Genomic DNA, 16,542 nt, shown 5'->3' with positions numbered 1-16,542 from the left:
AACGCACGGCAGGTCAGTTCAGTTCGGAGAGTTGGGTGAGTGGTTTAAACCAGCAGTCTTGAAAACTGCCGACGGGCGACCGTCCGTGAGTTCGAATCTCACACTCTCCGCCGGAGCTACAAATGAAAGAGGCCTTCGCGGCCTCTTTTTCATTGGAGGACTTCGTATAGCAAGCGCTCCGTTAGTCCGTTAACATCCAGCCCAGTCCATCAATTTATGATGGCAGGGTTGATGGAAGGGACGATATGCCCAAAAAAGCGGCAGAGCTTGGCGCGCTGCAGGTCAACAGGCTGACGAAGCCCGGCGCGCATGCTGTTGGCGGCGTCGCAGGCCTACAGCTCAAGATCAACGACGCCGGCGCCCGGTCCTGGGTTCTGCGCGCGATGGTGGCGGGCAAGCGTCGCGATATGGGCCTCGGCGGCTTTCCCGATGTACCGCTCGCCGATGCCAGGCAGAAGGCGCGCGAGGCTCGATCGAAGATCGACGCCGGCCAGGACCCGATACAGGAACGCCAGGCGACCCGCAGCGCGTCCGCCGCGGCCCGAGCGCGTGCCAAGACCTTCGCCCAGTGTGTCGAGGCCTTCATGAAGGCGAAGTCCGGCGAGTGGAAGAACGCGAAGCACCGCGCGCAGTGGCAGAGCACGCTTGACACTCACTGTGCGCCTATAGGCAACGTGCTGGTGAAAGACATCGACCTGGCCCAGGTGCTGACGGTCCTCGAGCCGATCTGGCAGACGACCACCGAGACGGCATCACGCCTGCGCGGGCGCATCGAGACCGTGCTGGACTGGGCGACCGCCCGCGGCTACCGCACGGGCGACAACCCGGCGCGCTGGCGCGGCCACCTCGACCAGCTACTTGCGAAGCCGAGGAAGATCAAGAAGGTCAAGCATCAGCCCGCGCTGAAAGTCGACGACGCCGGCTCGTTCATGGTTGCCCTGCGCAAGGTCGAAGGCATGAGCGCTCGAGCCCTGGAGTTGGCCATGTTGGCCGCGGCACGATCGGGCGAGGTGCGCGGCGCGCGCTGGCCGGAGATCGACCTACAGGCAAAGGTTTGGACAGTGCCTGCTGAGCGGATGAAGGCCAAGAAGGAGCATCGGGTCGCGCTGTCGAAGCAGGCGGTCACGCTGCTCAAGGCCCTGCCAAAGATCGAGGGCACGGATTTGCTATTCCCCGGCCGGAAGGTGGAGCAGCCGCTGAGCGACATGTCGCTGACGGCGTGCATGCGCCGCATGGGCTTCCGCGACGCTGAGGGCAGGATGTGCGTGCCCCACGGCTGCCGCAGCACGTTCCGCGATTGGGCGGCTGAGCGCACGAACTACCCGCGGGAGATGGCCGAGATGGCCCTGGCGCACACGATCGAAAGCGCCGTGGAAGCGGCGTACCGACGGGGCGACCTGCTGGCCAAGCGGGCGGCCATGATGCAAGCGTGGGCGGACTTCTGCGACAAACCGAGGCCGCCAAGGTAGTAGGGAGCGCGAGTGTTAAGCACGTCGGCGACATCCGGTTTGAGTGAGGTGCGGCCGGAGCAGCGGCTTCGACGGCGCCATGCGCCGCGCAGTACCTGCGCAAGGGTCCGCAGATATACGAAGGCCAGATCCGCACGCGCAAGTACACCGACAAGGACGGCGTCGAGAAGTACTCGACCGACATCCGCGTCGAGAACATCCAGATTTTTCAATCGAGAACGGAAGTCGCGCGTGTACGCCAGGACGCTTCAAAAAGGTGGCTTTCCCCTCTGTGAAAGCCTATCAAGTCCTGTTCTAGAAAAAGTCGGGATCGCGGCTTTTCCGAATCTCGCACATGGTGAAGGAAAACCGATCCGGTAATATCGAGACGGCTAGTTGGTGTGCGGTGGACACATCGCAGACCAGATAGCCACAAAAGGCGACGGCGTCGTGAGTTCGTACCTCAGGACGCCGTCTGCCACCTGGACCGAAGCCCTGATGGCACTCTGGAAGGAGCCATTAAAGTCTAGCAGAACGCTTCAGCAGCAGCTGTTTCGGTTCTGGTGGCATCGGTTCGGGTATTTCTAAAACGCTTTCAGAAAGCATGAAATGTCCCGAATTGAAGTTTCCCCGCAACAGCCAGCAGACAAGCTGCTGCGCCTTCCCGATGTGCTTGCTCGCGTTCCCGTGAGCAGAGCCGCTTGGTGGAACGGCGTCCGCGAGGGCCGCTACCCGGCAGCGGTCAAACTCGGCCCCCGCACGACGTGCTGGCGCGCGTCGGAGATCGAAAAGCTCATCCAGTCGCTCTAAGGGGCGGCCATGAATCAAAAGCAGAACGGCCCTGGGCCGTGCATGTGCGCACCCGCACCTGATGCGATCAAGAAGCGCGAGGCCACGCTGGCCGCAGAGTGCGCACTCGTCGGCGTGACGTTGATCCCTTCGACCGACGAGCGTGGCCGCCGCGTCTACATCGTCTCGCGCTGGGCGCTCACGAAGGAGCTGCCCGATCTTGATGCGGTCGAAGCCTGGCTCGGTCGCGTGCGGGGGCGTGCGGCATGAACGACACGAAGCGCCACACGCCCGCCCAGATCCGCCAGCGTGCTCAGCAGTGGTACGACCGCCAGATGGACAGCATCGCTCGAGCACACGGCGCCCGCTGGCCTGATCACAAGGAGTGGATGGAAAGCTACCTGCGTGAAGAACTGCGCCAGCGTCTCCACGCGCTCGGCTGGAGGCCTGCCGCATGAGCGCGCTCGACATCCTTGACGAGATGGTGCCGGGCATGGCGCCGCCCGAGCCGACGAAGCGGAAGGTCAAGACGCCGAGCGAGGCCGAATACGAGCGCGCCGTGACTCATCTGGCGAAACCCAATGCGGTGAACAACGGAGTGATCTTGGTGTGCGGCACCATGCTGACGCCGAAGCCGATCGAATGGCTCTGGCGCGACTGGATCGCAAAGGGGAAGGTTCACATCTTGGCCGGCGCTCCCGGGCAGGGCAAAACCACGATAGTTATCGCGATCGCTGCGATCATCTCGATTGGCGGCCGTCTTCCCGATGGAACCATCTGCGAGGCCGGCCATGTGGTTATCTGGACCGGCGAAGACGATCCCGAAGACACGCTGTTGCCGCGGTTCCTCGCAGCAGGCGGTGATCCTTCCAAGGTGCACTTCGTCAAGGCGACTTTGATCGACGGAGAGATCTTGCCGTTCGATCCCGCGCGCGACTTGGGGCATCTGCTGGCGGCCATCGATCGCATCGGTGACGTCAAGTTGGTCATGGTCGATCCAGTGGTTTCCGCTGTCGCCGGCGATTCGCACAAGAACGGGGAAGTCCGGCGCGCGCTGCAGCCACTGGTCGACCTGGCCGCCGCCACCGGCGCTGCCGTGGTGGGCATCAGTCACTTCTCAAAAGGAGGTCAAGGGCAGGATCCGACGCAGCGCGTGATCGGGTCCGTGGCCTTCGCCGCGGTGGCTCGCGTGGTACTGGTCGCCGCCAAGGTCAAGAACGCTGAAGGCGAGGACCGCCGGATCTTGGCTCGCAGCAAGTCCAATATCGGACCGGATGACGGTGGGTTCGAATACCACCTCGAGCAGGTCGAAGCGCTGCCCGGCATCCAGGCCTCGCGGATCGCGTGGGGCCAAGCGCTGGCCGGAACGGCTCAGGAGCTGCTCGCCGAACCGGAAGACGATGACACGCACAGCACCGCCAGCGACGCCGCCGAGCTGCTGCGTGAGTGCCTAACCGGACCCGGGTGGTTTCCTGCCAAGGACGCTACCAAGACCCTGACCGATGCGGGCTTCACCAAGAAACAGGTTTGGGCCGCGTCCAAGAAAATTCATGTCACGCGGCGTAAGGGCGCCATGAATGAAGGTTGGTACTGGCAGATCCCGGGCGGCGGCCAGCCTGCTTTTGCAATCGCGACTCTCGAAGATTCCATTGAAGGCTCCGAAGGTTCCACGTTCAAAAAGATGGAATCTTCGGAATCTTCGGAATCTTCGGAATCTTCGAAGGTTCCATTTCGGCTCGAAGATTCCGAAGATTCCTTGATTCTGAACGTGGAGTCTTCAGAACACGGTGGAATCTTCGGTGAGGAGCGCCTGTGACGCCCGAACTCCTCATTCGCATGATCGAGGAGGTCGGCCTGACGATCCGCGCAGACGGCGACACCTTGGTCGTCGCGCCGGCAGAGAAGCTGACCGCTGACCTGCGCGGCCTGCTGAAGCACCACAAGCCCAGAGTGTTGGCGTTCCTGCATGAGATCGATCGGCTCACCGCCGACCTCATCGCTGGCGCCATGCGCGCATGCGACCGGCATGGCGACGGGCCCGCCGCTCGCGCAGACATGGTGCGCGACTGCAACGCGACGCCGATCCACCTGCAGGCCGACCTGCTTGACCACTTCCGGCAGACCTATGGAGGCAAGGCATGAACAAGCCAAAGGGCGCTCCATCTTTTGCCCAACTGCTGGCGGGCGATACCTCATTCCTGCAATGCACGAGGTGCGGCAACACCGGCGAATGCGCATGCTGGGAAAAGTGTTCCTGCGGATGGACGGCCGAGGCCGGTATGCCCTGCAGGAACCCGGCGACGACGAACTGCAGCACCAAGGCGAAGTATCGGCGCAACGGCCCAAACAGCAGCACCCCGCCGGCCATGCGCGCGGCATCCGAACACGCGCCTGCCGGCGCGCCTCATCCCGAGATGCCGGCACAACCACCGAGGAAAAATCATGGATGAAAAGACCATCACCCTTCGCAAGCCCGTCACCCTGGGCGACATCGTCTACGACAAGCTGGATCTGCGCGAGCCCACCGCGGGCGAGCTCGAGAAGGCCTCCACTGCCGAAAGCAATCTCGGCGTCGTGATCAACCTGATCTCGACCGTGGCGAAGATCCCGCGCCGCGCCGTCGAAGGCATCTGCCAGCGCGACTTGAAGGACGCGGGCAAGTTCTTGGACACCTTCAGCGCTGCCGAGTCCGCAACCGAAGCGGGCGAATAGCATGAACAATTTCGCGATCACAATTTCCGCTGTGGACCGCGCAACGGCGACGGTCCGCAAGATCAATGACTCGTTCTCTCGGCTGACGCGCCCGATCGATCAGATCGGCAAGTCGACGAAGGCGCTCGGGCACGAGCTGGGCCTGGACAAGATGGCCAAGTCCATCGGCAACGTTGCGCGCAACGCCCGCGGCGCGGCATCCGAAATCGGGAAGATCGGCGCTCCGCTCCTCGCACTGGTGGGCGGCGGCTCGATCGTCGGCGTTGCGGCGCTGGCGAACGAATGGGGCCGGCTCGGTTCGGAAGTGGCTCGCACATCGCGCACCATCGGAATGTCGTCCACCGAGCTTCAGTCGCTGCGCGGCGCGGCCGAGGTGGCGGGCGTCTCGTCGTCCGAACTCACGAGCGGCATGAATGCACTCGGGACCACGATGGAGGACGCACTCTACGGGCGCAACCAGAACGCAGTGGCCGTGCTTAACAAGCTCGGCATCGGCATTCACAAGACCGCGAGCGGTGCCATGGATTCGACGCGCGCCTTCAAGGATCTCGCGGACGCGATTGCCAACGTCAAGAGCCCGCAGCAGCAAGCCTTGATCGCGCGCACGATGGGCGTCGAAGGCCTACTGCCGCTGTTGCGCCAAGGCTCCGCGGGGATCGACCGGTATCAGCAGAAGGTCCGCGAGCTGGGCGGCGTGATGACTGAACCGCAGATCGAGCGCGCCAGGAACTTCGGCATGGCGCTGACCTACCTCGACATCGCGGGCCAGGGCCTCAAGAACACGATCGGCGATGCGCTGATCCCGGCGTTCCAGCCGCTGATCGAGACCCTCACGAATTTGATTTCCGCGAACCGCGTCGCCATCGGGGAAAAGATCGGCGAGTGGGCCAAGGACTTTGCCAAGTGGCTGAAGGAGATCAACTGGAAGCAGCTCTGGAGCGACACGAAGGACACGATCAAGAGCATCGGTGATTTCGTCGATTCCATCGGGGGATGGAAGGTCGCCGCCTTTGGCATCGCGGGGATCATGGCCGGCCCGCTGCTGCTGAGCATCACGGGCATTGCGCTTGCCTTGGTCGAGATGACAGCCAAGACCGGCTTGGCTATCTTGGCGCTCGGCAAGCTGGAGGGCGCGCGGATCGCTGCCGAAGGCGCCAAGGCTGCGGAGACGGCGGCGGCCGGAGGCGCTTCCGGAGCTGCGCCCATCGGATGGTTTGCGCGTGCCTTCCCCTGGCTGTTGAAGGCCGGTGTCGGCGGCGCAGCGCTGACCTACTCCGGCGACCTGAACAAGAACGAGGACAGTGATCTCGCCAAGCTGCGCGCGAGAGGTGATGCGCGCACCGCCGTCGACTTCTTTAAGAGCAAGGGCTGGAGCGAAGAGCAAGCCTTGGGCATCGCCGCGAACCTGAAGCAAGAAAGCAATTTCAATGCGGGCGCTGTCGGAGACAAGGGAAGCGCGTACGGGCTTGCGCAATGGCATGCCGATCGCCAGGGCAACTTCGCGAAGTGGGCGGGCAAGAACATCCGCCAGGCCACGCTCGAGGAGCAGATGGGCTTCGTCAACTACGAACTGACCCAAGGCTCTGAAAAGAAGGCTGGCGATGCACTTCGCAACGCTACGGATGAGCGTCAGTCGGCCTCGATCGTCTCCCGCCTGTATGAGCGACCCGGCGACGTGGAGGGCGATGCTTCGCGCCGCGCAAACATGGCGACCTCGATGAAGCACGACATCGAAATCAAGCTCTCCGGTATGCCTGCAGGCACCAAGGCCACTGCACAGAAGGCCGACGGCACCAGCGTCCCCGTACGCGTCGCGGCTGCTATGCCGACCTCGGTCTCACCGTGAGCATGCAACCTTTCACCCTGGCCGCCCATTCGGGCCAAGCCACGCCCGCCGCGAGCGTCTTCGCGGCAACCACCACTTAGGAAACGCAAAATGAAATCTCTCTCCACCACCGACGCCGCGCCGTACACGGTCTCGCCTGAGTTGCAGACCGCTGCCGACGCCATAGAAGCTGCGCGCGCTCAGTGCAAGAAGCTCGCCGAGCAGGTCGACACCACCGCGGCGCACGCCCTCACTCTCGAGGCTGACCTCAAGTCTCTGACGGCCGAGCGTGCAGCCGAAGAAGGCGCGTTGGCCCTGTGCGAGCCCGGCGACGTGAAGCGCCACGAAAAGACGATCGACCGGCTGACCGCAGAGCTGGAGCTGAAGGAGCGCGATCTCCGGCGTGCGCGCACGAAGATCGTGGCCCTCGAAAGCATGGCGCCGGATCTCGACTCGGCGGTGAAAGCTGCCGGCGTCGAGCTGCAAGCGGCGCTTGCGATCTGGGCGCAGCAGGCTACGCGGACGCTGGCCGATGAGATCGCCGAGGCAGCAAAGCCGCTCGCCGCGGTCATGGCCCGAGCGCAAGCGCTGGCGCTGGCTGGCGGCAACCTTGCAGACTTCGTCACGGCCGCCTACTGCCCGAGTCCGGAAGGCTTCAGGCGCGTGTGGTCGTCCGCCGGCTGGGCCAATCAGGGCGAGAACCTCCTCACCGGCGTCCAGACGCCAGAAGCCGATGCGATTGCCGAACCGGTGAGGGCGATTGCCGCAAGCATCAGCGCCGCCCGTTACCACTCCAACTTCGTGCCGCTGGCCCGGCGCCCGAAGTTCCCCGCCCCTCGCGTCGAGGCGGCCGCACCCGCGCCGATGGCGGAAGTCACTTCTTAAATCGTCGAGAGCGCCCAGCCGGCGGTGGCGCGTAACACCGGCAGCCAGTGACGCTTGACTCATGAGGTGGGCACTGGTCGCGTGCTCCCGGCGACACGGGGGACCTATTACTACGAACAAGGATTCACATGAAGATCGTTTCCATCCATGCAGCCGCTACGTCCGACTCGAAAAACGTGACTTTCAACGTCGACGGCCCCATCAACACCAACGCTCTCGCGCGCATGCGCCTGGAGGGCATCTGGCTCGGCGCCATGGCTGGTCTACTGACCGTCGAAGCCGAGGAGCCGATCACTCCGGCCACCATCGAGCGCATCTGCATTCGCTACGCCGAGGTCGAAACCCAGCTCGCGCAGGAGGCAGACGCCGAGGCTTCCAAGCAGCGCGCGATGCTCGACAACGTGATGATGACCACGGGCCTTCCGCTCGGCGCCGCGGGCTGATCGATCATGAACGCACGCGTTCAGATGAAAGCCGCGGCCGGCAAGCTCGCTCGCCTCCCGCTGAGGCTCGCGCACTTTTTTGGCCTTAGCAAGAACCCCATTGTTGCGCTTCCAAATTCAGCCAAGGTGGTCCCACCGCTTGCGAAACCTCGGTTGCAGGGCAACGTCGCCAAGGCCGCCGCGCCCGCGCCGAAGGACGCAGCCGCAGCGCTGCCTACGCCCAAACCGGTGGCAAAGGAGAAGATCGCTCCCACGATCGACGATGACGCCGCCGAGGAGATGTTCGGCCACGGCCCCGTCGCTGTTGCCCGACGCCGCGAACGTGCACGCTGTGCCGCCATCCTCAGGTCTGTGGCAGGGGTTAAAAATCCGGCGCTCGCCGCAAGCCTCGCATTCAAGACTCGCATGAGCCGAACCGAAGCGCTTGGGGTGCTCTCGGCGCTTGAAAGCGCACAGGTGGCAGACAGGCTCCACGATGGACGGGCAGCCCGCAATGTCGCAGCTCAGTGGGACGCTGTCTTTGCATCGCGACGCCAGAAGGCGAGCTGATGAATGCTCGTGACGTCGTCCTGTGGGCCCCTGCGCGCAAGCGAGCCAGCGTGCCGCTGCGCGTTCGTTCGGGATCGCAGCCATCACGGTATCAACCCAAGGCGCTGCGCCGCGCTGTGGGCGTCCTAGCCAGCTCCGCGGAACGGTCCAAAAGCAGGCCCCAGAAAACAACGGGTCCTTCCCGGGCCCTTCTACATCGCGGGCATTGCGCACCGCGTTATTTCCCCAGCTACAAGGATAAAAAAGATGTCCGCACCAAGTATCAGTGCCCGTGAGTTTGCCCGCCGCGCGGGCTGTGATGAGAAGCAGGTCCGGCGCGCGCTGACGGCCGGAAGATTGCACGCTGACGCTGGAGGCTTGCTTGATCCCGCCCAGCTCAAACTCGGTTGGCGAAAGGCCACTCGTGCCTCAGGCCGGAAGGGTGCGGACAAATCCAAAGTGTCCGCGGACATGTCCGCACAGCTGTCCGCACCAGTGTCCGCACTGGAGGTGCGTGACGACGAGACGCCAGCGGTTGCCGCTTCACGGCTCGTGCGGGAGTTCGGCGCGGAGCACGATCTGAACGAGGCGATCCGGATCAAGGAAAACTACAACGCCATGCTGAAGCGCCTTGAGTACGAAGAGAAGGAGGGGACGCTTGTCGAGCTTGCCCTTGCCGAACAGGTGCTCTTTGAGGGGGGCCGCGCGGCACGGGACGCCTGGCTGAACTTCCCTTCAAAGATTGGCCCGATGCTGGCCGCCGAGCTCGGCCTGGAGGCCGACAAGGTCACCGAGACGCTCACGACCTATGTCCACAAACAGATCGCTGAGCTGGGAGAGCCGGAAGCAGACTTTGCGGCCCGATGACTATGTCAAGGCGCTGAGCTCACCATTCGGTGCATCTGGAAGCCGGGGATCGAACCAAGCGGCTCGGCCACGGCCTCTTCATAGTCTTTCTCCGCGATGAAACGAATCGAGCAGTCGCCGACGTTCAGGGTGTCCCCGCTGGAAAGCGCCCTGGCATGCACTTTCCGGCCGTTCAAGTAGACGCCGTTTTTGCTCCAGAGGTCCTTGACGATGAAGAAGGGCGCCTCCAGATCGATGACTGCGTGAAGGCGACTCACCCGCAGATCGTCTAGGACGATGGTGTTGGCTAGCGAGCGCCCGACGGTCGTTCGCGGAATTTGAAGCTGGACCACGTCCGCGATGCCGGTTGGTCCTTCGATGAAAAGTCTGGGCATGCTGGCAGTTTTAGCGTTCCTGCCGATGCCGAGTCGTAGGGCAACGTCGAATCTTGGCCCGGCCGCTTGGCCTCACCGCCTGTGATCTTCAGCCGCCAGCGGAACAAAGCCGGCAAGGAGCCTTGAGACATCAGAACGGCGCCGGCGACCTGACGATCTCCACCGGCCCGATGCCCGAGTAGACCGTCTCTCCGGTCTTGAGCGAGGTGACGGTCCACCGGTCGCCGACGCCACCTTGCCGAACGTGCTGACCGGGACCACTGAAACGCGGTCGTCAGTGGCAGATCAGCCGCATCCGTGCAGAGTCATGCCCATGGCACGCATGTCTCGAAGAGCGAACCGCCTCAGGGCCTTCAGGAGGGACCGACCGCTTCCGCGGGCTGTCGCCCTGCGCTGGGTGGCGCTGACGCTGCTCACAGCGGCGGTTTTCATGCTCCTGGCCGGTCTCGGCATGTTCTCCCGTTGACCTGGCGAGCGAAGCCGGTACTCGACGACAAGGGTCGCTGAATCATGCTCGGTGAGCTGGGTCTCTTTCATCACTTCTGGCACCTGCTGACGCGTCTCGGGGAGGCGCAGATCCTGCTGCCGGCTGCGCTGCTGGCGACGCTGGCGCTGCTGCGGCATCCGGATGCACGCCCGCTCGCGACATGGTGGATCGCATCGCTGTCCAGCGTATAGCCGTCCCCGATGCTGGCGCAGAGCTCGACGATGCCGCTTGCGAAGTCGACCAGGTTCTGATCGAGCGGATCGCCTTCGCGGATCAGGCCGACGCGCACGGCAACGGCATAGAAGGCTGCGCGCGGGTCTCTGGGCGCTCCTACCGGGTCTGCGTCTTCGTCGTCGGTCATGGCCGGACGCTACTCCGCCGTGGCCCCTCGCGTCTCGCAGTACCAAACCTGCGCGTAGAGCGCCCCGCCTTCCTCCTCGATCCCCGTGAAGCTGATCGAATCACTGTAGACGGCCTTGAGAGCAGGGCGATGCAGTGTCCCGTAGGGCGGCGGGTTGTGGCCAGGGGTGGATTCGCAGAGGTACAGGCCGCTCTTTTCGAGCTGGAGCATGCCCTTGGTCCAGGGTTGGTCGGTGAACTGGGCATCGGTGAGCTCGACGCCTCGACGGAACCTGCGTTTCATTCGGACTCGCATACTGGTTAAGCATACAGTAGTTTGCTGCGATGGCAACATGGAAGACACACCCGAAGACCTCTGGATCGCCGCCTGCGCGCACAGGCTGCAGCAGCGCTGGCGGACCGTGGATCCGCTGGAGCTCGAGCGTGTGGCCGCCGAGATCTGGCGCGACGACCGGCTGCGGGCCATGCCGCCGGCCCAGGCGGCCCGGGAATGGCTGATGCCCCTTGGCGGGCATGAGCGCGGGGCTGCGGCTGACGTGTCTAGGGGATAGGTGGCCTATCAATCTCCAACCTCGAAGCTATGCTTAGGATCTGGTCGCAGCTCCCCATCACTCATAAAAATGAGACACAGATGACAACCGGCGACGGGTCGAGTTTTGAGTATCGAGGGTGGTGGGTGTCAATTGAAACAGCGGCGTCCGGCGAGTTTTTCGCCGGACACGCCGACTTGCGTCATAGAGGCGAGCACAAGTGCCGTCTCGTGCTCAGCACTTCCCGCGCGGATCCGGCAACTGCCCGCTGGGCGCTGGACTCGAAGGCGCGCGATTACATCGACGCCTGGTCTGAGCGACAGCACACCGGCGATACCGGCTTTCAGGAACTCTAGAACGCCCTGGGATAGCTGGCATCCCTATTCTCGAACGCATCGATCCATTTGAGAGCGCTGGCGGCCACTGCTTTCTGGCCTGCTGCTTCATCGACAAAGTTGCCGCTTAGCGAAATGTGACAGAGGCAGAGCAAGCCGCGAAACACGTCACCATGGTAGTTCTGCCCTTGGTCGAAGGTGACCCCTGACCATATTTTGGTCGACCACCTCGGTTGGTCCAAGATGACTTCGCGAGCTCCGTGTGGGATGGCTGAATTGTCCATGGCGCCTTTCCGACATCGGTTGGAGTCTACACTCGTCGCAACACGCGTCTGTGCGCAAGCGAACATAAGGAACTGATGCCTGGGCATCGTCCTGCACGCGGCCAAAGCTCCGTCCGACCCGCATCCGGTGCCCCGCCAAGTCTCATGAACCTCTCACAGAAGGAGAAGACCATGGCAGACGATCTCACCAACCGCGGCGGCCAGGATCGCACTCGCATCAACGTCAACGAGGATCACGAGGTCCGGTATTGGACGAAGGCGCTCGACGTGGATGAGGCGACGCTGCGCAAGGCTGTCGCGGAAGCCGGCACCTCGGCCGAGGCGGTCCGGTCGTTCCTCGGCAAGAAGTAGCGCGCGCGTGGCCACGGCTGCCCGCTTGCGCCGCATCGCCGTCTACGTCGATGAGCCCGAAAAGGGCTGGTTCGCCTGGGTGCTGATCGAGCAGCAGGAGGGCTTCTACGAGTGGACCGAACTCGATGCTGCCGACGAATGGCTTGGGAGCTACCAGGAGGCCATGGCCGCAGGGCTGATGGCGCTGCAGGCGCTGACTGAAGACCTCAAGATCGGCCCGCGGGCCAGGAGCGCGCCGCCGCCTGCGCCGAAGCCGCCGGCGGGGCCGTTCGGGTTCGGCTCGGTCCTGCCCTGAGTCGGCTGACGCCGCAGCGGTGGTGTGGCTCGGACCCGGTACGGTCGTTGCCGTTCTGAGGGCGCCAGCTTCGCAGTTACGTTGGAAATAGTGTTGGAGACGCTACTTTTCGGGTGTGAGCCATTTTTCCAACACGCCCATCACTTTTTTCCCGACCGCTTCATGAATCGAATCCACGCCGGCATCCTTTTGAAAGTTTCCTGTACTCCGCAGAACCGCCAGCAGGAGGACGGTGGGCACGGAAAATAGCGCTGCCACGGCCGCGACAACAAGGTGCCAGTGATCATTTGATGCGGCAGGGATTTTTGGAACTAGGCCCATGAACACGGCAATTGCTCCCAGACCCGCAACGTACAGGAGGCCAGCGATGACGAGGGCCGCGTATCCTGAGGCGCGCCGCAGGTTAACGTCGAGCTTTCGCCCGTCAGTATTGAAGGTTGAAAGCTCGCCCGCGACCTTAGTGTCGCTAATGGGTTCTAGCGGTACGCTGACAGGGTCGGCAGGAAGTGATTCCTTGGGTTCGATCTCAGCCACGGGCTAAGCCAACCCTGGCGGTTTTGCTGTAGTACTCTCTGATCGCGTCGTTGCTGATCTTGCGATCGTCTTCCAGCCGCGCCTGGTGCCAGGGCGAACCGTTTGTATGGGTCATGGCGGAAAGCTGAGATGCGGAATACTTTGAATAGCGATCCCAGACTTGGTCGATCAGTTTCCAGGTCTGCGTATCCGAGGAGTTCGGGACATATGCGACCAAGGCGCCGGTTTTCCGGTCCTCTTCTTTCAGATAGGACTTGATGTCGTTGGACCCATGGGCTTTGAGTTCGTGATATAGCGAATCCACAACCGGGCCATATGTCCAGGCTTCCACCTTCTCGCTAAGAAGCGGTTCCCCATGGAGCGCCAAATTCCAGGCGTGCGCGTAGAAGACCAGCTTTTGCAATTTCATATGCGAAAGGCCGGTGTTTTGCTCCTTGGCTTTACGGAGGAACGCGTTGGCGATGATGCGAGGGGAGTACGTCATGGCTTTTACCCCGGTCTTGACTGGATATAGTAACAGTGCTAGCGGAGGGATCAACTACTATATGAGCACGGTTCGTTGATTCTCAATTTTTTCCTACCTCATGTCCTTCGAGGCGTCAAGAAGGAAGAAAGTTAACGCCCGTTCCCACCAATGGGTTGACCCATATGTGCAGCCACTACATCAGCGAGCGCCGCCGGGCCTATTACCTGAAGCACTACGGCATCGAGCTGCCGGCGGACTGGGAGGCGCCACGCGGCTCGAGCCACGTCTACCCGACCCAGCTGGCGCCGATCGTGCGCCGGCCACCCGAGCGTGAGTCGGGCGACGATGCCGTGCCCGATTTCGAGGTGACGATGGCGCACTTCGGCCTGCTGCCCGGATTCGCGAAGGACCTGAAGTACGGTGTACGCACGTACAACGCGCGCAGCGAGACCGTGGCGAGCCTGGCCAGCTTCAAGAACGCCTGGGCCAAGGCGCGGCACTGCATCGTGCCCTGCGAGGCGATCTTCGAGCCCGACTGGCGCACGGGAACGCATGTGCCCACCAGGTTCACAGCGGCGAACGACGAGACCCTCGGCGTGGCCGGGATCTGGTCGCCGTGGAAGGCCCCGACCGGCGAATGGGTGAACAGCTTCGCGATGCTGACGATCAACGCGGACGATCACGAGGTCTTCCGGCACTACCACCGGCCGGACCCCGCGCGGCCGCCCGAGATGCAGGATAAGCGCATGGTCGTGATCCTGCCCGAGGGTGCCTACGCGGCCTGGCTGGATGCCTCGCCACAGCAGTCGATGGAGTTCATGCAGCAGTACCCCGCGGAGCGCCTGGTGGCCACGCCTGAGCCGCTGCCTCCGAAGGCGGAGAAGCCAAAGCCCTCGCGCGCTAAGCCCAAGGTGCCGCCGGCTGAGGGCGACCTGTTCTAGAGCTCGATGTAGCCATCGGTCAGGCACTTGCCGCAGATCACCGTGTAGCGCGACGGCGTGGTGATCACGTCCTTCGGGCGGGTGAGCTCCCACCGGTCGTGGCAAGCTGGGCATTCGACCTCGATGACGTGCGCATCGGGCAGCGACTCGAGGATCTTGAACGTGAAGAGCATCGCAGATCGTAGCTGACAAGCAGCGGCTCCGACCCAGTTCTCGGGACCTTGTGAGCCGGCAGCGGGCCTATCGTTTCGCGTGGCGCCTTAGGATTGCCTTCGCAGCCGCTGTTCCCTTCCCCTTGACATGCGCCCGCCTTGCCTTCTTCGGATCGAGGTCCTGAAGCGAGCCCTTTAGCTTCGCCGTATCCTCGGTGAACTTGGCATCGCGACATTTCTCCGGCATGGCCGCCTCACATACCGGTGCCGCCCGATCTTGCCGCGAAACGTAGCCTGAAATGCTGCCGGACCTTCTCCGCAGAGTTTCCCACTGCCTTCACGACGCCGCGCAGCTCCTCCTCAGTGCATCCGAGAGATTCCGTCCAGCTGCGAACTTCGTGCGGCTCATCGAGCGCGATAAGCTTGCGGTCGTGGCCTGTTTTCTTCGGGTCGTCTGCCATGTTGTCGTGCTCCTTTAGCCAGTCCGCGGGATCGGGTTGCCAGCGTCGTTCGTCGGCCGACAGTTGCTGGATCAATTTCAGTCGGTCAACGCGATGTGTCATGCAGGAAATTAGCGCTCGGCCGACAGCGCTTTTGTAGGCGAGCGCCGAACCTCTTGCCATGGACCACCTACGCGACCTCCCGCCCATGCTAATCGACAAGCGTTGGTTGGTTTTCGATCCCAGAAGGCTCACCCTCGAGCTGGAGAAATTCCGATGACCTTCCTCTCGCATCTGGCGCTTACCGTCATTGAGGACCCGGACCATGAGGGCGCCTACCACTGGCTTCTGCTGCAGGCGACTGGCGATGGCGATCGGGTCGAGGAGCATTCGGCCTCAGAGCATTCGTTCCCGAATGCGTTCGAGGCTTTCCAGGCTGGCACGGTCTGCTGGCAAGTGGCTGTGAACGAAGAGAACGAGGATGCCGATCCGGTCGGCGGCGATGTCGTCGAGTGACCGAAGGGGCTACCGCTTCAGCACTGGAGATCACGCCGCGCGGACGTGCGGCAGAGCAGCCGAGCGAACATCAGGCCTCCGGGTGCGTCCGATCCAGCCATCGCTTCGCCGTCTCATGCCATCGTCGGCAGCTTCGATCTCGGTGTCGAAGAGTAGCCCGCTGCTGCGCATCACCTCGATCTCTTCGAGCCGCAGATCTCGGCGACCGTGAATGTCGCGGCGAACTTGCCATTCGGCGCTCGGTTGCCGCGCGCGCGCAGTTGGAAGCGCCCGTGCCGGGCCTGTTGAATCTGTTCCATTTCCACCTCTTTTGAAGACGAGGTATGAGCGCACGACAGGGCCGAGTCAGATGCCGGCTTCGATCTCGACGTGAGCCCAAAGCTCCTCTAGGCGTTGCTTCGTCGCCTGGGAAGCGCTGTCCTTGTCGCGCTTCGATCCGGCAAGAAGGCCGGGCACAGATTTCATCGCGCCTATCCATGCGGCGAAGTAGTCCTTGAGTGCCGTCGTTGCAGCTGGCTTCGACTGCGTTGGCAGCGCCTGATAACCGATCTTTGCGCCCTGAATCTTCTCTTCCGCGCACGCGCGTGATTTCGAGATGTCGTCCGGTGTGACCGTTCCCATCAGCATGTCCGCTGTTCCAACGAATGAGCATTCTGCGAAGGCGCTGCGGGTCTCCTTTCCCCATGCGGTGACATCCTGGGCGTGAGCCCCCAAGAACGTCGCACAAAGCACGAAACCGATTGCAGTCGCCTTCATACGGGGACTAATTCTTTTGGGTCATGGAAGACCCTCTTGCCGGGCAAGTCTGGGCACAGAGCCGCAGGCCATCCGTGCATTGGTGTTGCGCTTGTATCGGAAAAAAAGTGAACGAGCTCAGGCATTCCGAATAGGTCTTTGAGCAAGTTTGCCCGCAGGCACTATCGACCTTGCTGAGGTCTATGTCGGAGGTACTTGCGCAGCCGGCTAAGACAAGCAGGAAG

The 16,542-nt window shown here is 63.0% G+C and carries 28 protein-coding genes, 1 tRNA gene and 1 pseudogene; 21 read left to right on the top strand and 9 right to left on the bottom strand.

Translation table 11 applies throughout. From position 1 onward, the window contains the following. Window positions 1-25 precede the first annotated feature (25 nt). The 15 genes and pseudogenes from WDLP6_RS21380 (at window position 26) to WDLP6_RS21310 (ending at window position 9,497) form a co-directional block, all read left to right on the top strand. A tRNA-Ser gene (locus tag WDLP6_RS21380) sits at window positions 26-110 on the top strand. A 135-nt stretch (window positions 111-245) separates the two neighbouring features. Further along, entirely contained in the window at window positions 246-1,469 is a 1,224-nt protein-coding gene (locus WDLP6_RS21375; RefSeq protein WP_162593969.1) for a tyrosine-type recombinase/integrase, read from the top strand. Window positions 1,470-1,552: 83 nt separating this feature from the next. Next, window positions 1,553-1,744, top strand: a pseudogene (locus tag WDLP6_RS35140) (single-stranded DNA-binding protein); the annotation flags it as partial. A 313-nt stretch (window positions 1,745-2,057) separates the two neighbouring features. Further along, entirely contained in the window at window positions 2,058-2,258 is a 201-nt protein-coding gene (locus WDLP6_RS21365; protein WP_162593968.1) for a helix-turn-helix transcriptional regulator, read from the top strand. 9 nt (window positions 2,259-2,267) lie between these two features. After that, window positions 2,268-2,507 (top strand): hypothetical protein, encoded by a 240-nt coding sequence (locus WDLP6_RS21360; RefSeq protein WP_162593967.1) that lies wholly within the window; start codon window positions 2,268-2,270, stop codon window positions 2,505-2,507. Further along, complete coding sequence (locus WDLP6_RS21355) at window positions 2,504-2,695, top strand: hypothetical protein (protein ID WP_162593966.1); 192 nt, start codon at window positions 2,504-2,506, stop codon at window positions 2,693-2,695. The genes WDLP6_RS21360 and WDLP6_RS21355 overlap by 4 nt, the downstream gene beginning before the upstream one ends. Next, on the top strand, window positions 2,692-4,053 hold the full coding sequence (locus WDLP6_RS21350; RefSeq protein ID WP_232077185.1) for an AAA family ATPase: 1,362 nt from the start codon (window positions 2,692-2,694) through the stop codon (window positions 4,051-4,053). Before WDLP6_RS21355 ends, WDLP6_RS21350 begins: the two co-directional genes overlap by 4 nt. Then, the gene (locus WDLP6_RS21345; protein WP_232077183.1) at window positions 4,050-4,379 is read left to right on the top strand and encodes a hypothetical protein; all 330 of its coding nucleotides are present in this window, start codon (window positions 4,050-4,052) and stop codon (window positions 4,377-4,379) included. Before WDLP6_RS21350 ends, WDLP6_RS21345 begins: the two co-directional genes overlap by 4 nt. Further along, the gene (locus tag WDLP6_RS21340) at window positions 4,376-4,687 is read left to right on the top strand and encodes a hypothetical protein (RefSeq protein WP_162593965.1); all 312 of its coding nucleotides are present in this window, start codon (window positions 4,376-4,378) and stop codon (window positions 4,685-4,687) included. The genes WDLP6_RS21345 and WDLP6_RS21340 overlap by 4 nt, the downstream gene beginning before the upstream one ends. Further along, window positions 4,680-4,949: a phage tail assembly protein gene (locus WDLP6_RS21335; protein ID WP_162593964.1), complete on the top strand. Its 270-nt coding sequence runs from the start codon at window positions 4,680-4,682 to the stop codon at window positions 4,947-4,949. The genes WDLP6_RS21340 and WDLP6_RS21335 overlap by 8 nt, the downstream gene beginning before the upstream one ends. A 1-nt stretch (window position 4,950) precedes the next feature. Continuing rightward, entirely contained in the window at window positions 4,951-6,795 is a 1,845-nt protein-coding gene (locus WDLP6_RS21330; RefSeq protein ID WP_162593963.1) for a phage tail tip lysozyme, read from the top strand. Between the two features lie 90 nt (window positions 6,796-6,885). Then, complete coding sequence (locus tag WDLP6_RS21325; protein ID WP_162593962.1) at window positions 6,886-7,659, top strand: hypothetical protein; 774 nt, start codon at window positions 6,886-6,888, stop codon at window positions 7,657-7,659. A gap of 128 nt (window positions 7,660-7,787) precedes the next feature. Beyond that, entirely contained in the window at window positions 7,788-8,102 is a 315-nt protein-coding gene (locus tag WDLP6_RS21320) for a hypothetical protein (protein ID WP_162593961.1), read from the top strand. A 6-nt stretch (window positions 8,103-8,108) separates the two neighbouring features. After that, entirely contained in the window at window positions 8,109-8,651 is a 543-nt protein-coding gene (locus WDLP6_RS21315; RefSeq protein WP_162593960.1) for a hypothetical protein, read from the top strand. Window positions 8,652-8,897: 246 nt separating this feature from the next. Beyond that, a complete protein-coding gene (locus WDLP6_RS21310) occupies window positions 8,898-9,497 on the top strand; it encodes a hypothetical protein (protein WP_162593959.1) in 600 nt (199 codons plus the stop codon). A 5-nt stretch (window positions 9,498-9,502) separates the two neighbouring features. Here the strand turns inward: WDLP6_RS21310 and WDLP6_RS21305 are convergent, their stop codons facing one another. From WDLP6_RS21305 to WDLP6_RS21295, 3 genes are all read right to left on the bottom strand, one after another. Further along, the gene (locus tag WDLP6_RS21305) at window positions 9,503-9,871 is read right to left on the bottom strand and encodes an FHA domain-containing protein (protein WP_162593958.1); all 369 of its coding nucleotides are present in this window, start codon (window positions 9,869-9,871) and stop codon (window positions 9,503-9,505) included. 536 nt (window positions 9,872-10,407) lie between these two features. Next, window positions 10,408-10,719, bottom strand: coding sequence for a hypothetical protein (locus WDLP6_RS21300; RefSeq protein WP_197910182.1), 312 nt, complete (start codon window positions 10,717-10,719; stop codon window positions 10,408-10,410). Between the two features lie 9 nt (window positions 10,720-10,728). After that, on the bottom strand, window positions 10,729-11,001 hold the full coding sequence (locus WDLP6_RS21295; protein ID WP_162593957.1) for a hypothetical protein: 273 nt from the start codon (window positions 10,999-11,001) through the stop codon (window positions 10,729-10,731). A gap of 49 nt (window positions 11,002-11,050) precedes the next feature. On the opposite strand from WDLP6_RS21295, the gene WDLP6_RS21290 reads away from it, so the two are divergent. Then, window positions 11,051-11,269 carry a hypothetical protein gene (locus WDLP6_RS21290; RefSeq protein WP_162593956.1) on the top strand — a complete coding sequence of 73 codons (219 nt, stop codon included), beginning with the start codon at window positions 11,051-11,053 and terminating at the stop codon, window positions 11,267-11,269. Between the two features lie 80 nt (window positions 11,270-11,349). Further along, window positions 11,350-11,604 (top strand): hypothetical protein, encoded by a 255-nt coding sequence (locus WDLP6_RS21285; RefSeq protein WP_162593955.1) that lies wholly within the window; start codon window positions 11,350-11,352, stop codon window positions 11,602-11,604. Here WDLP6_RS21285 and WDLP6_RS21280 read toward each other — a convergent pair. Then, window positions 11,601-11,867, bottom strand: a complete 267-nt coding sequence (locus WDLP6_RS21280; RefSeq protein ID WP_162593954.1) for a hypothetical protein — start codon at window positions 11,865-11,867, stop codon at window positions 11,601-11,603. The genes WDLP6_RS21285 and WDLP6_RS21280 overlap by 4 nt on opposite strands. A gap of 171 nt (window positions 11,868-12,038) precedes the next feature. Here WDLP6_RS21280 and WDLP6_RS21275 point away from each other — a divergent pair, with 171 nt between their 5' ends. Both WDLP6_RS21275 and WDLP6_RS21270 read left to right on the top strand, forming a co-directional pair. After that, complete coding sequence (locus WDLP6_RS21275) at window positions 12,039-12,218, top strand: DUF3606 domain-containing protein (protein ID WP_162593953.1); 180 nt, start codon at window positions 12,039-12,041, stop codon at window positions 12,216-12,218. A gap of 7 nt (window positions 12,219-12,225) precedes the next feature. Then, window positions 12,226-12,513 carry a hypothetical protein gene (locus WDLP6_RS21270; RefSeq protein ID WP_162593952.1) on the top strand — a complete coding sequence of 96 codons (288 nt, stop codon included), beginning with the start codon at window positions 12,226-12,228 and terminating at the stop codon, window positions 12,511-12,513. 102 nt (window positions 12,514-12,615) lie between these two features. Here the strand turns inward: WDLP6_RS21270 and WDLP6_RS21265 are convergent, their stop codons facing one another. Beyond that, entirely contained in the window at window positions 12,616-13,047 is a 432-nt protein-coding gene (locus tag WDLP6_RS21265; RefSeq protein ID WP_162593951.1) for a hypothetical protein, read from the bottom strand. Continuing rightward, window positions 13,040-13,531, bottom strand: coding sequence for a Panacea domain-containing protein (locus WDLP6_RS21260; protein ID WP_162593950.1), 492 nt, complete (start codon window positions 13,529-13,531; stop codon window positions 13,040-13,042). The genes WDLP6_RS21265 and WDLP6_RS21260 overlap by 8 nt, the downstream gene beginning before the upstream one ends. A 164-nt stretch (window positions 13,532-13,695) precedes the next feature. Here WDLP6_RS21260 and WDLP6_RS21255 point away from each other — a divergent pair, with 164 nt between their 5' ends. Then, window positions 13,696-14,454: an SOS response-associated peptidase gene (locus WDLP6_RS21255; RefSeq protein ID WP_162593949.1), complete on the top strand. Its 759-nt coding sequence runs from the start codon at window positions 13,696-13,698 to the stop codon at window positions 14,452-14,454. Here the strand turns inward: WDLP6_RS21255 and WDLP6_RS21250 are convergent. After that, window positions 14,451-14,627: a hypothetical protein gene (locus WDLP6_RS21250; RefSeq protein WP_162593948.1), complete on the bottom strand. Its 177-nt coding sequence runs from the start codon at window positions 14,625-14,627 to the stop codon at window positions 14,451-14,453. The genes WDLP6_RS21255 and WDLP6_RS21250 overlap by 4 nt on opposite strands. A gap of 233 nt (window positions 14,628-14,860) precedes the next feature. After that, entirely contained in the window at window positions 14,861-15,142 is a 282-nt protein-coding gene (locus WDLP6_RS21245; RefSeq protein WP_443083420.1) for a DUF3606 domain-containing protein, read from the bottom strand. A gap of 180 nt (window positions 15,143-15,322) precedes the next feature. Here WDLP6_RS21245 and WDLP6_RS21240 point away from each other — a divergent pair, with 180 nt between their 5' ends. After that, a complete protein-coding gene (locus tag WDLP6_RS21240) occupies window positions 15,323-15,562 on the top strand; it encodes a hypothetical protein (protein WP_162593947.1) in 240 nt (79 codons plus the stop codon). A 345-nt stretch (window positions 15,563-15,907) separates the two neighbouring features. On the opposite strand, the gene WDLP6_RS21235 is transcribed toward WDLP6_RS21240, so the two are convergent. After that, entirely contained in the window at window positions 15,908-16,318 is a 411-nt protein-coding gene (locus WDLP6_RS21235) for a hypothetical protein (protein ID WP_162593946.1), read from the bottom strand. Window positions 16,319-16,542 lie beyond the last annotated feature (224 nt).

This window comes from Variovorax sp. PBL-E5 (assembly GCF_901827185.1).
Taxonomy (GTDB): Bacteria; Pseudomonadota; Gammaproteobacteria; order Burkholderiales; family Burkholderiaceae_C; genus Variovorax.
Note: the sequence above shows the minus strand (reverse complement) of the source record. Positions and strands in the feature narration are given on the sequence as shown.

Excerpts from the sequence above, each read along its gene's own strand:
- WDLP6_RS21350 (WP_232077185.1), top strand. The coding sequence starts at position 2,692 with ATGAGCGCGCTCGACATCCTTGACGAGATGGTGCCGGGCATGGCGCCG.
- WDLP6_RS21290 (WP_162593956.1), top strand. The coding sequence starts at position 11,051 with ATGGAAGACACACCCGAAGACCTCTGGATCGCCGCCTGCGCGCACAGG.
- WDLP6_RS21340 (WP_162593965.1), top strand. The coding sequence starts at position 4,376 with ATGAACAAGCCAAAGGGCGCTCCATCTTTTGCCCAACTGCTGGCGGGC.
- WDLP6_RS21280 (WP_162593954.1), bottom strand. The coding sequence starts at position 11,867 with ATGGACAATTCAGCCATCCCACACGGAGCTCGCGAAGTCATCTTGGAC.
- WDLP6_RS21330 (WP_162593963.1), top strand. The coding sequence starts at position 4,951 with ATGAACAATTTCGCGATCACAATTTCCGCTGTGGACCGCGCAACGGCG.
- WDLP6_RS21355 (WP_162593966.1), top strand. The coding sequence starts at position 2,504 with ATGAACGACACGAAGCGCCACACGCCCGCCCAGATCCGCCAGCGTGCT.
- WDLP6_RS21365 (WP_162593968.1), top strand. The coding sequence starts at position 2,058 with ATGTCCCGAATTGAAGTTTCCCCGCAACAGCCAGCAGACAAGCTGCTG.
- WDLP6_RS21335 (WP_162593964.1), top strand. The coding sequence starts at position 4,680 with ATGGATGAAAAGACCATCACCCTTCGCAAGCCCGTCACCCTGGGCGAC.
- WDLP6_RS21295 (WP_162593957.1), bottom strand. The coding sequence starts at position 11,001 with ATGAAACGCAGGTTCCGTCGAGGCGTCGAGCTCACCGATGCCCAGTTC.
- WDLP6_RS21310 (WP_162593959.1), top strand. The coding sequence starts at position 8,898 with ATGTCCGCACCAAGTATCAGTGCCCGTGAGTTTGCCCGCCGCGCGGGC.
- WDLP6_RS21260 (WP_162593950.1), bottom strand. The coding sequence starts at position 13,531 with ATGACGTACTCCCCTCGCATCATCGCCAACGCGTTCCTCCGTAAAGCC.
- WDLP6_RS21315 (WP_162593960.1), top strand. The coding sequence starts at position 8,109 with ATGAACGCACGCGTTCAGATGAAAGCCGCGGCCGGCAAGCTCGCTCGC.
- WDLP6_RS21375 (WP_162593969.1), top strand. The coding sequence starts at position 246 with ATGCCCAAAAAAGCGGCAGAGCTTGGCGCGCTGCAGGTCAACAGGCTG.
- WDLP6_RS21300 (WP_197910182.1), bottom strand. The coding sequence starts at position 10,719 with ATGACCGACGACGAAGACGCAGACCCGGTAGGAGCGCCCAGAGACCCG.
- WDLP6_RS21285 (WP_162593955.1), top strand. The coding sequence starts at position 11,350 with ATGACAACCGGCGACGGGTCGAGTTTTGAGTATCGAGGGTGGTGGGTG.
- WDLP6_RS21275 (WP_162593953.1), top strand. The coding sequence starts at position 12,039 with ATGGCAGACGATCTCACCAACCGCGGCGGCCAGGATCGCACTCGCATC.
- WDLP6_RS21325 (WP_162593962.1), top strand. The coding sequence starts at position 6,886 with ATGAAATCTCTCTCCACCACCGACGCCGCGCCGTACACGGTCTCGCCT.
- WDLP6_RS21255 (WP_162593949.1), top strand. The coding sequence starts at position 13,696 with ATGTGCAGCCACTACATCAGCGAGCGCCGCCGGGCCTATTACCTGAAG.
- WDLP6_RS21360 (WP_162593967.1), top strand. The coding sequence starts at position 2,268 with ATGAATCAAAAGCAGAACGGCCCTGGGCCGTGCATGTGCGCACCCGCA.
- WDLP6_RS21235 (WP_162593946.1), bottom strand. The coding sequence starts at position 16,318 with ATGAAGGCGACTGCAATCGGTTTCGTGCTTTGTGCGACGTTCTTGGGG.
- WDLP6_RS21250 (WP_162593948.1), bottom strand. The coding sequence starts at position 14,627 with ATGCTCTTCACGTTCAAGATCCTCGAGTCGCTGCCCGATGCGCACGTC.
- WDLP6_RS21240 (WP_162593947.1), top strand. The coding sequence starts at position 15,323 with ATGACCTTCCTCTCGCATCTGGCGCTTACCGTCATTGAGGACCCGGAC.
- WDLP6_RS21305 (WP_162593958.1), bottom strand. The coding sequence starts at position 9,871 with ATGCCCAGACTTTTCATCGAAGGACCAACCGGCATCGCGGACGTGGTC.
- WDLP6_RS21320 (WP_162593961.1), top strand. The coding sequence starts at position 7,788 with ATGAAGATCGTTTCCATCCATGCAGCCGCTACGTCCGACTCGAAAAAC.